Origin of the sequence: Nocardioides imazamoxiresistens (assembly GCF_032378595.1) — a bacterium.
GTDB classification, from domain to species: Bacteria; Actinomycetota; Actinomycetes; order Propionibacteriales; family Nocardioidaceae; genus Nocardioides; species Nocardioides imazamoxiresistens.
This window is the reverse complement of the sequence record NZ_JAVYII010000001.1, coordinates 84,373-97,555: the sequence shown is the minus strand read 5'-3', so window position 1 is coordinate 97,555 and position 13,183 is coordinate 84,373. Positions and strand designations below refer to the sequence as shown.

The following is a 13,183-nucleotide window of genomic DNA, read 5'->3' as shown; positions in this document are numbered from 1 at the left end:
GGTGGCGACCTACGTGGCGTTCCTGCGGGCCATCAACCTCGGCGCGCGCAACAAGTTCCCGATGCCCGAGCTGCGAGCGCTGCTGGAGGCCGACGGGTTCGCCGACGTGCGGACCCACATCAACACGGGCAACGTCCACCTCGTCTCCCGGATGCGCAGCACCGTTCGGGTGGCGGCGCGGCTCGAGGAGCTCTTCGCCGCGGACCGCGGCTTCGCCGTGCCGACCGTGGTGATGACGCCGGCCGAGGTCGCCGCGATCGCGGCCCGAACGGAGACCTGGGGCGCGGAGCTGGCGGCGGAGCAGGCGGCGGACCCGGCGGTGCCGGCGGTCGCGGGCCAGTACGTGAGCCTGCTGCGCGACCTGCCGCCACCCGACGGGGTCGCCGCGCTGGAGGCGTACGTCGACGGCCTCGCCGGCGCCGCGCGCGTGCACGTGGACGGCCGGGCGGTGCACCTGGCGCTGACGGAGGGCTACCAGTCGGCGCGCGTCGACCACAACCGCATCGAACGCCTGCTGGGCACCACCGGCACCAACCGCAACGTCACCGTCGTGCGACGGGTCGCGCGCGACTGGTGCTGACGCGGGCTCGGGGCCTGAGGGCGGCCCTCAGGCCCGGGACCGCAGCACGGAGCGAGGCAGGACGACGGGAGCGCCCGTGTCGGGGTCGGGCACGACCCGGGCCTCGAGGTCGAAGACCCGTGCGAGGACCTCCTCGGTGACCACCTCCGCGGGGGTGCCCTCGGCGACCACGCGGCCGTCGCGCATCGCGACGAGGTGCGTGGCGTAGCGTGCGGCCATCCCGAGCTCGTGCAGCACGGCGACCACGGTCCGACCGCGACGACGCAGGGTGTCCGCGAGCTCGAGGACCTCGACCTGGTGCGCGATGTCCAGGAACGTCGTGGGCTCGTCCAGCAGCAGCACGTCCGACTCCTGGGCGAGGGTCAGTGCTATCCACGCGCGCTGCCGCTGCCCGCCCGAGAGCTCGTCGACGCGTCGGTCCCGCAGCTCGGTGACGCCCGCCGCGGACATCGCGGCCTCGACCGCCTCCTGGTCGGCCCGCGACCACTGACGCAGGATCGACTGGTGGGCGTAGCGGCCCCGGCACACCAGGTCCATCACGGTGATGGCGTCGGGCGTGACGGGTGACTGCGGCAGGAGGCCGACGCGTCGCGCGAGCTGGCGCGCCGAGAGGTCGCGCACGTCCTCCGTCCCGAGGAGCACCCGGCCCTCGCGGGGCGCGAGCAGCCGGGCGAGCGCACGCAGCAGGGTCGACTTGCCGCACGCGTTCGGACCGATCACCGCGGTGAACGAACCGGCGGGCACGACCAGGTCCAGGGCCGCGACCACGGGGTCGGCGCCGTACCCCACGCTCAGGCGGTCGGCCGTGACCGGCGTGCCGGCGTCCTGCGGCCCGTCGCTCACGAGCGACCACTCTCCCGGAACAGCAACCACACGAGGTACATCCCTCCGATGACGACGGTGACGGCGCCGACGGGCAGCCGTGCGGGCAGGGCGTGCTGGGCGATCACGTCGCCCAGCCCGAGCAGGACGGCGCCGACGAGCGCCGACCCGAGCACGCCGGGGGCGCCGGAGCCGCCGCCGACGATGCGTCGCGCGATCTGGGGTGCCGCGAGGGCGACGAACGCGATCGGCCCGGCGAAGGCCGTGACCAGGGCCGTCGAGGCGACCCCGAGGACGACCAGTGCTGCGCGCGCCGGCTCCAGCCGCAGGCCCATCGCGGAGGCCGCGTCGTCGCCGAGGGCCAGCTGCGGCAGGACCCGGGCGATCCACGGCCAGGACAGGGCGAGCGGGACGGCGGCCAGCGCCGCCACGCCCACGTCGTGCCAGGTGGTGCCGCTGAGGGTGCCGGCGCCCCAGATGGCGGCGCGCAGGGCGACGTCGAGGTCCGCCCTGACGCTGAACCACGACGTCAGCGACTGCAGCACGGCGCCGACGGCGATGCCGACGATGATGAGCCGGAACCCCTGCACGCCCTGCTTGAAGGCGAGCAGGTACACGGCGCAGGCGGCCGCGAGACCACCGGCCAGCGACCCGGCCGCGGTCGCGGTCAGACCGGTGCCACCGAGCGCGATCACCGCGACGACCCCGGCGTACGACCCGGCGTTCAGGCCGATCACGTCCGGGCTGCCGAGGGGGTTGCGGGTGACCGCCTGGAAGACCGCACCGCTCACGCCGAGGCAGGCCCCGAACAGCACCGCGGCCAGGGCCCGCGCCCCGCGCCACTCGAAGACCAGCCGGTCCGCGCCGGAGGCGTCGGGCGTCAGGGCGTACAGCAGCGACGTGGGGGCCAGTCCGCCCCGCCCCACGGTCAGCGCCAGCACGACCGTGCCCACCGCCACCAGCGCGAGGACGGCCAGGGCCAGCACCGAGCGGGGCGCGACCCGTCGGCTCCACGGTCCCCAGCGCAGGCTGCGGGCCGTCGCGACCGCGCTCACCAGGAGCTCCGCGAGGAGCGGCGGACCATCGCGACCAGCACCGGCGCGCCGAGGAGCGGGGTCACGACCCCGACCTGGACCTCCGCGGGCCAGACCATCAGTCGTCCGACCACGTCGGCCAGGAGCACGAGTGCCGGCGCGAGGACGAGGGCGTACGGGACCACCCAGCGCTGGTCGGGGCCGGTCAACCACCGCACGGCGTGCGGCACCATCAGCCCCACGAACGCGATCGGGCCCGCCGCCGCGGTCGCGGACCCGCACAGCAGGACGACGGCGAGCACCCCGACCGCACGCGTCGTGCGCAGCGGTACCCCGACGGAGCGGGCGACCTCGTCGCCCAGCGCGAGCGCGTTGAGGGCCCGGGTCGAGACGAGCGCGAGCAGCAGCCCGGCCACCACGAACGGCAGCACGGCGCCGATGGTCCCGGCGGGCCGGTCGGTCACGGAGCCGACGTTCCAGAACCGCATGCGGTCGAACACGGTGGGGTCCACGAGGGTCAGGGACTGGGACAGCCCGATGAAGACCGCGCTGAGCGCCGTGCCGACGAGGGTCAGGCGCACCGGTGTGGCGCCTCCCCGGCCGCGCGAGGCGATGGCGTACACGAGCACCGTGCCGAGGAGCGCGCCGCCGAACGCCCACGCGAGGTGGTCGCGCACCTCCACGAGGCCGAAGATCGCCACCGCGAGCGACACCGCCAGTGCTGCGCCGGCGTTGACGCCGAGGATGCCGGGGTCGGCGAGCGGGTTGCGGGTCAACGCCTGCATCAGTGCGCCCGCCGCGCCCAGCGCGGCGCCCACGAGCAGACCGAGGAGGGTGCGCGGCACGCGCACCTCGGTGATCGTGATCTGCGAGATCGAGCCGTCGGGCGCGGTGAAGGCCCTCAGCACCTCGCCGGGCGGGATCAGGGCGGAGCCGACCGCGACGCTCAGCACGCAGGCCGCGGCCAGCAGCCCGAGCGAGACGAGCAGGCCCGCGGCGCGTGCGGGGCTCCCCACCCGGTCCCGCACGGGTGCGGCCGCGTCGCGCCCGCCGCTCACCACCCGGAGCCGTGCGGGCCGCGCCGCAGCACCAGCGCCTCGACACCCCATCCGAGGTCGTGGGTGGAGGCGACCTGCCACCCGGCGTGCCGCGCGGCGCGGGCGAGCTCGAGGTCGCTGCGGCGAGGACGGCCGGTGCGGGCCACCTGCAGCAGCGCCTCCGCGTGGTGCCCGCGGCCGAGCGCGTCGTCGCGGACCTGCTCGACGAGGACGAGCACGGGGGCGGCGTCGGCGCGGGCCGTGAGCAGCGCCTCGGCCTCCGCGTCCGTCAGGACCGCCAGGGTCGCCGCCTCGACGACGACGTCGACGACCTCGACGACGTCGGCGCGGTCGGCGCTCTCGATGTCGACGCACCCCACCCCCGCCGCCTCGAGGGCCGGGCGCACCACCGCGGCGCCCGGCCCCGAGACGACCGTCCGCGCGCCGTCCCACAGGGGGAGCGCGAGGAGGCCGGGGGTGAGGTACGCGAGCTGCTCCGCGTCGTGGGACAGCTCGTCGGCGAGCACGGGGTCGGCGGCCGCGGAGGCCGCGAGGGTCGCGCCGTGCCTCTGCTCCCAGGCGCTGCGCCCCGCGCGCGCCGCCGCTGCGAGCTCGCCGAGGGCGAGCACCGCGTCCGCCGACGGTCCGACCAGCTCGTCGCGCTCGTGGTCGTCGGCGAGCAGCCGGCGGGTCGTGTCCGTCAGGCGGTAGAGCGGCGCGTCCGTTCCCGCAGGTCCCGTCGCGGTGACGAGGCCGGCCTCGGCGAGCACGTACAGGACCGCGGCGACGACACCCCGGTCGACGTCCACGGCGGCCGCGACGGAGGCGGCGTCCAGACCGGCTCGACCGGGTTCGTCGAGCGCGTCCAGGACGCCGAGCTGCAGCGCGGACCTCAGGGCGAGCCAGGCGACGGGCGCCTCGGGCGCCGCCGCCTCGGCCGGCGCGGTGCCGGCCCCGGCGGCCACGGAGGTCCCGGCGGCCACGGAGGTCCCGGCGGCGGCGGGGTCCGGCGCGGCGGGGGAGCGCCGGTGCCAGTAGCCGGTGATGTCCAGCCGGTCGCGGGCGAGCCCGCGCTCGCGGGTGAGGTGGCGGCGCACGGGCAGCAGTGCCCGCGACTCGGCGCCGCCCCAGACGAACGGACGCCCGGCCCACACCGCGTCGTCGACCCGCTGCAGCGCGGTCGCCAGCGCGTCAGGATCACCGGGCTCGGCCTCGACCCACAGCACCCGGTCGACCTCCCGCAGCGCGAGGTCCTGGCGGGCCGTGCGGTCGGCGACGGTGACGACGGCGGTCACCGGGGCGGGGAGCGGGTGCTCGTCGAGGAAGCGGCCGACGGCGGGCAGCCCCGTCTCGTCGGCCACGAGCACGACGTGGTCGGCGTCGTCGGGCAGCACCGTCGAGGACTTGGGCCCGACGACGGCGAGCTCGCTCCCGGGCCGCGCGGCCAGGGCCCACCGCTCGGCCGGGCCGGCCCCGGTCGCGGACGGGCCGTCCGAGTGCAGCACCAGGTCCAGGTCGAGCTCGGTCGCGGTGACACGCCGCGGCGTGTAGTCCCGGTCGATCCGGGCCGGGTGCGGGGTCCACTCGATGCCGTGCGGGAGCTGGCGCGGCAGCACCGCATCCAGGGGCGCCGCCCCGTCGGTCAGCACGATCTTCACGTGGTCGTCGAACCCCGTGCTGACGAACGCCGGCAGGTCGGCGCCGTCGCGGGTGAACGCACCGAGCTCGGGACCGCCGAGGGTCACCCGACGCATCCGTGGGGTGACGTCGCGGACGGCCAGGACCGTCAGGCGGCGCACCACGAGGGGGTGCGCCACGAAGCGCCGCCGGGTCACGGCGTCGCGAAGGTGTCCTCGACGAAGTCGAGGAGCGCCAGGGTCTCGTCGAAGTCGCCGCGGTACACGTAGTAGGGCAGCTGGTACGCCTGGTCGTCCGCGAACGCGGGCAGCGCGGCGTACACGGGGTTCTCCGCCAGGGTCTCGACGTCGACGGGTGCTCCGTTGAAGCCGACCACGAAGACCGACTCCTGGTCGACGTACTGGCCCACCTGCTCGGTGGACAGCTCGAACGAGTCGCCGCCGGCCGTGTACGGCTCGAAGTCCCCCGTCGCGAAGAGGGGTGCGGGCGTGAAGCCGAGGGCGCTGAAGACGGTCGGCAGTCCCTGGTCCTCGATGAGCACGTAGGGCGCCCCGTCGGAGGTGATGCTGAGGAAGGCGGACTCGCCGTCGGGCACGTCGATGGCCCCCGCGACCTCGGCGACGCGCTCGTCGTAGGTCGCCAGCGCCTCCTCGTAGACGTCCGGCTGGTCGAAGACGTCGACGGCGAGGAACTCGAGCTGCTCCTGCCACGTGGTGCGCTCGCCGGACACGACCACGGTCGGCGCGATGTCGCTGAGCTGGTCGTACGCCTCCACGGCCTGGAACAGGGGGAACCCGATGCCGCCCGCGACGATCAGGTCGGGGTCGGCGTCGAGGATCGCCTGGAGGTCGAACCCGTCGCTGGTCCAGGTCATGAACTCGGTGCCCTGCGCCTCGGCGTCGTCGGCCCAGAACTCCGAGAACGTCCCGTCGGTGTCGGCCGCCTCCGGCGTCACCGTGGTGACGGGCACGTCGAGGTCGTAGAGGTATCCGGCGAGGGCGAAGTTGAGCAGCACCACGCGCAGCGGCTCGACGGGCACCTCGACGTCGCCCTGGTCGGTGGTCACCGTGCGGGTCTCCGCGCCGGCGGCGGCGTCGTCGTCGGCGGGGGCGGCGCACGCCGTGGCGGCGAGCAGGGTGGCGAGGGCGAGCGGGGCGGCGAGGAGCCGGGACGTGCGTCGGCGCATGACAGACCTTCGGGGATGGGCCGCGGCCGGGGTGCCGCAGTTAGGTAAGGCGACGCTAAGGTGCCGCTCGAGGCCAGCCGATCCGAACCTGACACGAGATCGGTCCGGCCGTGACACGACGGGAGCTCGCCCGCAGCTCCCGGCCAGGAGGCGCGATGACGACGGCAGCGGCCCAGCTGAGCCACCTCGACCCCGAGAACGCCGTACGGGTCCTCGGCCACGCGACCCACGCCCACGACGAGCCGCACCTCGTCCACGTGGCGATCGGCGTCGCGCACCTCGAGGTGGACGGCGAGCGGATGACGCTGCACGCCCAGGAGTCGCTCTGGCTGGCGCCCCGGGTGCCACACGCGGCCCGCTACGACACCGGCAGCCTCGTGCTCGGGCCCTTCCTGCGCCCCGGCGACGTGCCGCCGACGCGGGCCCAGCGCCTCGGCGTGGTGCCGGCGCTCGTCGAGGTGATGACCGCGGCGCTCGCGATCGCGCCCACCACGCCCGCGCAGGTCGCCGAGGTCAGGCGCGCCATCGGCGAGGTGCTGCAGGGGCTGCGGACCCCCCACTTCGCGGTGGTCGTCCCGACCCACCCGGTCGCCGCGGCGGTCGCACGGGACGCGCGGTTCTCCGACGAGCCGCTCGCCGACATCGCGGCGCGTCACAGGGCCAGCGAGCGGCACGTGCAACGCCTCTTCCGCGACGAGACCGCCCTTCCACCGGTGGCGCGTGCGTCTGCGGCTCAACACCGCCATCGCCCGGCTGCGGTCGGGCGACGGGACGGACCGGGCGGCCCGGGCTGCGGGGTACGCGACCCGCTCGGGGCTCGTGAAGGCCCTGCGCCGCGAGCTCCCCGCCGAGCAGGTCGACCTGCTCCTCGCCTCGGACGAGGCCGGGCAGCGCCGAGCGACGTCGTAGGGTCGGCCCATGCTGCTGCTCGCGACGCCGCTCGCCCGTGCCCGCCGTCTCGTCCGCACCCTGACCGGGGACGACAGCAGCCCGCTGGCCGGCCGTACCGTCCTGGTCACCGGCGCCTCCTCCGGCATCGGCGAGGCGACGGCCCTCGCCGTCGCGACCCGCGGCGCGACCGTCCTGCTGGTGGCCCGACGGGCGGAGGAGCTCGAGCGCGTGCGGGGAGCGATCGAGGCCGCGGGCGGCACGGCGTACGCCTTCGCGGTCGACCTCACCGACGGTGACGCGGTCGACGCGCTGGTGCGGCAGGTGGTCGCGGAGTTCGGCCCCGTCGACCACCTCGTCAACAACGCCGGGCGCTCGATCCGCCGGTCGCTGAGCCTGACCCACGACCGCTTCCACGACTTCGAGCGCACGATGGCGGTCAACTACTTCGGGCCGGTACGCCTCACCATGGGGCTGCTGCCCGCCATGCGCGCGCAGCGCTTCGGGCACGTGGTCAACGTCGTGACGTGGGGCGTGCAGGTCAAGAGCCCGAAGTTCGCGGCCTACACCGCCTCGAAGAGCGCGCTCGACGTGTTCGCACGTATCGCCGGGCGCGAGACCTACCGCGACAACGTGACCTTCACGAACGTCCGGCTCGGGCTCGTGCGCACCGACATGGTCGCGCCGACGGAGGCGTACGCCCGCACCCCCGCGCAGACGGCCGAGCAGGCCGCCGAGGTGGTCGTCCGCGCGCTCGAGGACCGGCCGGTCACCGTCGACCTGGTCTCCGCCCGCGTCGTCGCGGTCGCGAACGTCGTCGCGCCCCGGCTCACCGACCTCGCCTTCTCGCTGGCCGACCGCGCCTTCGGCGACTCCGCGGCCGCGACGGGCCGGACGACGCCGGAGCGCGTGCAGGCCTGAGGGATCAGCTGGCCTTCTTCGCCGCCGTCTTGCGGGTCGAGGTCTTCTTGGCCGGGGCCTTCTTCGCGGCGGCCTTCTTCGTGCCCGCGGCCTTCTTGGCCGGCGCCTTCTTGGTCGTCGACCCCGTTGTGTCGGCAGCGCTCTTCTTCGCGGGCGCCTTCTTCGTCGTGCGCTTGCGCGTGGAGCCGGAGTCGCTGTCGGAGTCGCTGTCGGAGTCGCTGTTGGACGAGTCGTCCTCGCCACGCGCCTTCTTCGCGGCCTGCACCGAGCGCTGGAGCGCGGCGAGCAGGTCGACGACCTCGCCGGACGACTTGGTCGACGTCTCGGTGCGCTGCACCTCCCCGCCCTCGATCTTCGCCTTCACGACGGCCTCGACCGCCTCGGCGTAGTCGTCGGTGAAGTCGTCGGCGTCGAAGTCGCCGGCAAGGGTGTCGACGAGCATCCGGGCCATCTCGACCTCGGAGTCCTTCACGTCGCCGATCTCGACGGAGAAGTCGGGGGTGCGCACCTCGTCGGGCCACATCATCGTCTGCAGCACGATGACGTCGTCGCGCACGCGCAGCACCGCGATGGTCGTGCGGTTGCGGATCGCGACCGTGACGACGGCCATCCGGTCGGCCTCGAGGAGCGCCTGGCGCAGCAGGGCGTACGGCTTCGCGCCCGTCTTGTCCGGCTCCAGGTAGTAGGACTTCTCGAACAGCAGCGGGTCGATCTGGTCGCTCGGCACGAACTTCTCGACGGCGATCTCCCGCGAGGACGACGACGGCAGCGCGCCCAGGTCGTCGTCGTCGAGGATCACCATCTCGCCGTCCTCGGTCTCGTAGCCCTTGGCGATGTCGGCGTACGCCACCTCCTCGCCGTCGAGGGAGCACACACGCTGGTAGCGGATCCGGCCGCCGTCCTTGGCGTGCACCTGCCGGAACGAGACGTCGTGCGACTCGGTCGCCGCGTACAGCTTCACGGGCACGCTGACCAGTCCGAACGAGACCGCGCCCTTCCAGATCGCCCGCATCGCTCCTCCTCGTGTGCCGTGTCCCGACATCCTGCCAGCCGGTACCCCCGCGCGGGAACGGGTCGCCAGGCAGGATGGGCCCGTGCCCGACCTGCGCCCGATGCTCGCGACCCGCGGCGACCACGTCCCGACGGGGGTCGAGTGGCTGCACGAGGTGAAGTGGGACGGCATGCGGGTGCTGGCCCACCTCGACGGCGCGGGCGGCCTGCGGCTCGAGAGCCGGGCGGGCAACGTCGTCACGGCGGCCTACCCCGAGCTCGCCGGCCTGGTCGACGCCACCGCGGGCCGCGCGGCCGTGCTCGACGGCGAGGTCGTCGCGATGGTCGACGGTCGCCCGAGCTTCAGCGTCCTGGCCGAGCGCATCCACGAGCGCAAGCCCGCGCGGGCGGCAGCGCTCGCCGCGGCCCGACCGGTCACCTTCGTCGCCTTCGACCTGCTCGCGCTCGACGGGCGCGAGGTGGTCGAGCGACCGCTCGAGCGTCGCCGCCGGCGTCTCGAGGGCGTGCTCGAGGTCGGCGGGGAGGGGGACCACTGGCTGGTGCCGCCGACGTACGCCGACGGGCCCGGCCTCCTCGACGCCACCCGTGAGCAGGGCCTGGAGGGCATCGTCAGCAAGCGCAGGGGGACGGCGTACCGCCCCGGGCTGCGCAGCCGCGACTGGTTGAAGTTCCCGCACCGGCGGCGCGACTCGTACGTGATCGGCGGCTGGCGCCCGGAGACCGGAGGGCGCGAGCGCATCGGCGCCGTCCTCGTCGGCGTGCCGACGCCCGCCGGGCTGCTGTACCGGGGACGCGTGGGCTCCGGGATCGGCGGACGTGTCGGCCCGGGGTTGCAGGCCGCGCTGGAGCCGCTGGCCCGCTCGACGAGCCCGTTCGCGGACGAGGTGCCGCGGATCGACGCGGCGGGCACGCACTGGGTCGAGCCGACGCTGGTCGTCGACGTCGAGGCCCTCGGGATCAACGGGGACCCCGCGGCCTCCGGGGCGCGGCTGCGGCAGCCGGCGTACCGCGGCCTGCGCAGCGACGTGACGCCCGACGACCTGCTGCCCGACGACGCCCTGCCCGGGGCGGGGGCCTGAGGTGGCCGGCGAGGAGGTACGGGTCGAGGTCGAGGGCCGCGTGCTGCGGCTGACCAACCTGTCGAAGGTGCTCTACCCGGCCACCGGGACCACCAAGGGCGAGGTGCTCGACTACTACGCGCGCATCGCGCCGGTGCTGCTGCCGCAGCTGCGCGACCGGGCCGTCACGCGGGTGCGCTGGCCGCACGGCGTCGAGCGGGCCAGCTTCTTCGAGAAGAACGCGCCCGCGGGCACGCCGCCGTGGGTACGCACGGCCGGGGTGTCCACGACCGGCTCGCGGCGGGCACGCAGCGACGGCGGCGACCCGGAGGAGGGGACGCTCGTGTTCCCGGTCGTCGACGACCTCGCGACGCTCACGTGGGTGGTCAACCTCGCCGCGCTGGAGCTGCACGTGCACCAGTGGCGGGTGACGGCGTCCGGGCGTACCCGCCGCCCCGACCGGATCGTCATCGACCTCGACCCCGGCGAGCCCGCCGGGCTGCACGAGTGCTGCCAGGTCGCCCTGCTGGTGCGCGAGCGGCTCGAGGCCCGCGGCCTCGCCGCGACCCCGGTGCTGAGCGGCAGCAAGGGGCTGCACCTGTACGCCTCGCTCGCCGACCTGCCGCGTGGGGAGGCACCGCTCGACCCGGGGGAGTCCACCGACCTCGCCCACGAGGTCGCCGACGAGCTGCAGGCCGCGCACCCGAAGCTGGTCACCGCGTCGATGACGAAGCAGCGCCGCGGCGGCAAGGTGTTCCTCGACTGGTCGCAGAACGCGGGCAGCAAGACGACGCTCGCGCCCTACTCCCTGCGCGGCAAGGAGCGTCCGTACGCCGCTGCCCCGGTGACGTGGGACGAGGTCGCCGAGGGCGCCGACGACCCGCTCGGGCTGGAGCAGCTCACCTTCACCGAGGTGCTCGACCGCGTCGACCGGCTCGGCGACGTCTTCGGATGAGGGTCCTGGACCGGGCGCCGGCGAAGGTCTTGTCGAGCGACGGACCGTGTGCCGGTTCGCTCGACATAGACCCTGTTCAGACAGGGCCTATGTCGAGCGTTACCCGGTTCACCGGGTAGTCCGGAGGGGCTCAGCCGATGAGGTCGCGCAGCCGCGCGACGGTGGCGACGGGGTCGTCGGAGGCGGGGATGACGTTGATGTCGGTGACGCCGGCGGCCTCGAAGGCGGCGAGGCGCTCCTTGACGTACGACTCGGGGCCGACGAGGTTCGCGGCCTCCAGCCACTCCGTCGGCACGAGCGCGGCGGCCTCGTCCTTCTTGCCCTCGAGGTAGAGGTCCTGGATCTTCTCCGCCTCCTCCTCGTAGCCGTACGCCTTGGCGACGTCGTTGTAGAAGTTGCGGCCCTTCGCGCCCATGCCGCCCACGTAGAGGGCGAACAGGGGGCGGGCGAGGTCGAGCAGCGCCTTGGTCTCGGGGCCCTCGCCGAACGCGAGCATGCCGCCGGCCATCACCTGCAGCGGGCCGAGGTCGGCCGGTCGCTTCGCGGCTCCGGCGGCGAGCGACTCGCCCCACACGTCGGCCGCCTTCTCCGGGTGGAACAGGTGGGGGATCCAGCCGTCGGCGTACTCCGCCGTGTGCTCCACGTTCTTCGGGCCGAGCGCGGCGATCCAGATCGGGATCGAGCTGCGCTCGGGCCGCGTCAGGAGCTTCAGCGGCTTGCCGAGGCCGGTCACGGCCCCGTGCTCCTTGTCGAGCGGCAGCTGGAAGATGCCGTCGGACTGCAGCGGCTCGCGGCGCAGGCCGGCGCGGATGATCTCGACGACCTCGCGGGTGCGCCCCAACGGCTTCGCGTACGGCACGCCGTGGAAGCCCTCGATCACCTGCGGCCCCGACGCGCCGAGGCCCAGGATGGCGCGGCCGCCGCTGACGTTGTCGAGGCCGGCCGCGGTCTGCAGCAGGGCGCCGGGGGTGCGCGAGAAGATGTTGAGGATGGCCGAGCCGATCTTCACCGTCTCGGTCTTCGCGGCCAGGTAGCCCATCAGGGTGGGGGAGTCGAAGCCGTACGCCTCGGCGACCCAGACCGAGTCGAGGCCCGCCCGCTCGAGCGCACCGACCTGGTCGGCCGCGTCGCGGGGGTTGCCGGCGTACTGGAGCTGGGTGGCGATGCGCAGCGTCATGCGCTCACCCTGACAGCAGGACTGTCACGGTGACAAGGACGGGGCTCAGAAGCCGCCGAAGTCCCCGCCGCCGAAGTCGCCACCGCCGAAGTCGCCACCGCCGAAGTCCCCGCCTCCGTCGCCGCCGAAGTCGCCGCCGTCCCCACCGCCGGCGCCGCCGTCGCCGCCGCCGGAGGGATCGCCTCCGCTGGTGTCGCCGAAGGCCATTCCGCCGGACATCATCGCGCCGAGGAAGAAGGCGGGGAACAGGCCGTTCATGACGGCCAGGCCGTAGTAGCCGTCGGCGTAGGGACGGTAGGCGGGCCCGCCGTCGTACCAGGGCACCATCCGGTTGCCGTCCTTGACCATGCGGGTGTCGGGCTCGGCGCCCTGGGCGACGCGGTCGGCGTCGGCCGCGCAGACGGGCACCTCGCGGGACACGCCGCCGGGCGGCGCCCACTCGACGTCCTGCACCGACGGACCGTGGGCCGCGTTGAAGAAGCAGGGGGCGCGTCGCTGCGGGAGCGGTACGCCCTCCTGCCGGGCGAGCACGCAGGCCATCGCGTAGCGGCCGTCCTCCAGCGCCCGCGTGACCTCCTTGACGTCGTCGGGCTGCCGGGCCTCGGCCAGGAGCTCCTTGGCGCTCTCGTAGGAGTCCAGGGCGCGCTGGTAGTCCTGGCGCATGCCCGGGTCGATCTCGGTCGTGAGGGTCTCGATGTGGAGGTCCTGGAGCTCCTCGCCGAACCGGGTGACGTCCTCGTCCGCGACGCGGGTGACCTTGCGCAGCGCCTCCTGCTCCTCGCTCTGCTGCAGCGCCTGCCGGCGCCGCGTGGCGAGCACCGCTGCGACGCCGAGCGCCGCGAGGAGGACCAGGACGATCACGAGGGCCGTCATTCT

The 13,183-nt window shown here is 74.7% G+C and carries 14 protein-coding genes and 1 pseudogene; 6 read left to right on the top strand and 9 right to left on the bottom strand.

The window, feature by feature from the left end; translation table 11 throughout:
* Position 1 precedes the first annotated feature (1 nt).
* Positions 2–580, top strand: a complete 579-nt coding sequence (locus tag RDV89_RS00525) for a DUF1697 domain-containing protein (RefSeq protein ID WP_315730494.1) — start codon at positions 2–4, stop codon at positions 578–580.
* Positions 581–607: 27 nt separating this feature from the next.
* Here RDV89_RS00525 and RDV89_RS00520 read toward each other — a convergent pair whose 3' ends face one another.
* The 5 genes from RDV89_RS00520 to RDV89_RS00500 are packed head-to-tail and all read right to left on the bottom strand — an operon-like array spanning position 608 to position 6,297.
* Positions 608–1,423: an ABC transporter ATP-binding protein gene (locus RDV89_RS00520; protein ID WP_315730493.1), complete on the bottom strand. Its 816-nt coding sequence runs from the start codon at positions 1,421–1,423 to the stop codon at positions 608–610.
* A complete protein-coding gene (locus tag RDV89_RS00515; protein WP_315730492.1) occupies positions 1,420–2,457 on the bottom strand; it encodes a FecCD family ABC transporter permease in 1,038 nt (345 codons plus the stop codon). The genes RDV89_RS00520 and RDV89_RS00515 overlap by 4 nt, the downstream gene beginning before the upstream one ends.
* The gene (locus RDV89_RS00510; protein ID WP_315730491.1) at positions 2,454–3,494 is read right to left on the bottom strand and encodes an iron chelate uptake ABC transporter family permease subunit; all 1,041 of its coding nucleotides are present in this window, start codon (positions 3,492–3,494) and stop codon (positions 2,454–2,456) included. Before RDV89_RS00510 ends, RDV89_RS00515 begins: the two co-directional genes overlap by 4 nt.
* Positions 3,491–5,308 carry a siderophore-interacting protein gene (locus RDV89_RS00505; protein WP_315730490.1) on the bottom strand — a complete coding sequence of 606 codons (1,818 nt, stop codon included), beginning with the start codon at positions 5,306–5,308 and terminating at the stop codon, positions 3,491–3,493. Before RDV89_RS00505 ends, RDV89_RS00510 begins: the two co-directional genes overlap by 4 nt.
* Positions 5,305–6,297, bottom strand: a complete 993-nt coding sequence (locus tag RDV89_RS00500; protein ID WP_315730489.1) for an ABC transporter substrate-binding protein — start codon at positions 6,295–6,297, stop codon at positions 5,305–5,307. The genes RDV89_RS00505 and RDV89_RS00500 overlap by 4 nt, the downstream gene beginning before the upstream one ends.
* A gap of 155 nt (positions 6,298–6,452) precedes the next feature.
* Between RDV89_RS00500 and RDV89_RS20200 the strand changes: the two are divergent.
* Positions 6,453–6,608, top strand: a pseudogene (locus RDV89_RS20200) (hypothetical protein); the annotation flags it as partial.
* A 47-nt stretch (positions 6,609–6,655) separates the two neighbouring features.
* On the opposite strand, the gene RDV89_RS00495 reads toward RDV89_RS20200, so the two are convergent.
* The gene (locus RDV89_RS00495) at positions 6,656–6,823 is read right to left on the bottom strand and encodes a hypothetical protein (RefSeq protein ID WP_315730488.1); all 168 of its coding nucleotides are present in this window, start codon (positions 6,821–6,823) and stop codon (positions 6,656–6,658) included.
* Between the two features lie 194 nt (positions 6,824–7,017).
* Between RDV89_RS00495 and RDV89_RS00490 the strand changes: the two genes are divergently transcribed.
* Both RDV89_RS00490 and RDV89_RS00485 read left to right on the top strand, forming a co-directional pair.
* Complete coding sequence (locus RDV89_RS00490) at positions 7,018–7,206, top strand: hypothetical protein (protein WP_315730487.1); 189 nt, start codon at positions 7,018–7,020, stop codon at positions 7,204–7,206.
* A gap of 9 nt (positions 7,207–7,215) precedes the next feature.
* Positions 7,216–8,106: an SDR family NAD(P)-dependent oxidoreductase gene (locus RDV89_RS00485; RefSeq protein WP_315730486.1), complete on the top strand. Its 891-nt coding sequence runs from the start codon at positions 7,216–7,218 to the stop codon at positions 8,104–8,106.
* Between the two features lie 4 nt (positions 8,107–8,110).
* On the opposite strand, the gene ku is transcribed toward RDV89_RS00485, so the two are convergent.
* Positions 8,111–9,118, bottom strand: a complete 1,008-nt coding sequence (gene ku, locus RDV89_RS00480; RefSeq protein WP_315730485.1) for a non-homologous end joining protein Ku — start codon at positions 9,116–9,118, stop codon at positions 8,111–8,113.
* An 82-nt stretch (positions 9,119–9,200) separates the two neighbouring features.
* Between ku and ligD (RDV89_RS00475) the strand changes: the two genes are divergently transcribed.
* Both ligD (RDV89_RS00475) and ligD (RDV89_RS00470) read left to right on the top strand, forming a co-directional pair.
* A complete protein-coding gene (ligD, locus tag RDV89_RS00475) occupies positions 9,201–10,196 on the top strand; it encodes a non-homologous end-joining DNA ligase (protein WP_315730484.1) in 996 nt (331 codons plus the stop codon).
* Position 10,197: 1 nt separating this feature from the next.
* Positions 10,198–11,130, top strand: a complete 933-nt coding sequence (gene ligD / locus RDV89_RS00470) for a non-homologous end-joining DNA ligase (protein ID WP_315730483.1) — start codon at positions 10,198–10,200, stop codon at positions 11,128–11,130.
* Positions 11,131–11,260: 130 nt separating this feature from the next.
* Here ligD (RDV89_RS00470) and RDV89_RS00465 read toward each other — a convergent pair whose 3' ends face one another.
* Together RDV89_RS00465 and RDV89_RS00460 are read right to left on the bottom strand one after the other, a co-directional pair.
* Positions 11,261–12,307, bottom strand: coding sequence for an LLM class F420-dependent oxidoreductase (locus RDV89_RS00465; RefSeq protein WP_315730482.1), 1,047 nt, complete (start codon positions 12,305–12,307; stop codon positions 11,261–11,263).
* Between the two features lie 45 nt (positions 12,308–12,352).
* On the bottom strand, positions 12,353–13,180 hold the full coding sequence (locus RDV89_RS00460) for a hypothetical protein (RefSeq protein ID WP_315730481.1): 828 nt from the start codon (positions 13,178–13,180) through the stop codon (positions 12,353–12,355).
* Between the last annotated feature and the right edge of the window lie 3 nt (positions 13,181–13,183).

What these genes read in the sequence shown, in the direction of transcription:
- RDV89_RS00465 (WP_315730482.1), bottom strand. Translation starts at nt 12,307, where the DNA reads ATGACGCTGCGCATCGCCACCCAGCTCCAGTACGCCGGCAACCCCCGC.
- RDV89_RS00500 (WP_315730489.1), bottom strand. Translation starts at nt 6,297, where the DNA reads ATGCGCCGACGCACGTCCCGGCTCCTCGCCGCCCCGCTCGCCCTCGCC.
- RDV89_RS00495 (WP_315730488.1), bottom strand. Translation starts at nt 6,823, where the DNA reads ATGGCGCGCCTGACCTCGGCGACCTGCGCGGGCGTGGTGGGCGCGATC.
- ku (WP_315730485.1), bottom strand. Translation starts at nt 9,118, where the DNA reads ATGCGGGCGATCTGGAAGGGCGCGGTCTCGTTCGGACTGGTCAGCGTG.
- RDV89_RS00485 (WP_315730486.1), top strand. Translation starts at nt 7,216, where the DNA reads ATGCTGCTGCTCGCGACGCCGCTCGCCCGTGCCCGCCGTCTCGTCCGC.
- RDV89_RS00460 (WP_315730481.1), bottom strand. Translation starts at nt 13,180, where the DNA reads ATGACGGCCCTCGTGATCGTCCTGGTCCTCCTCGCGGCGCTCGGCGTC.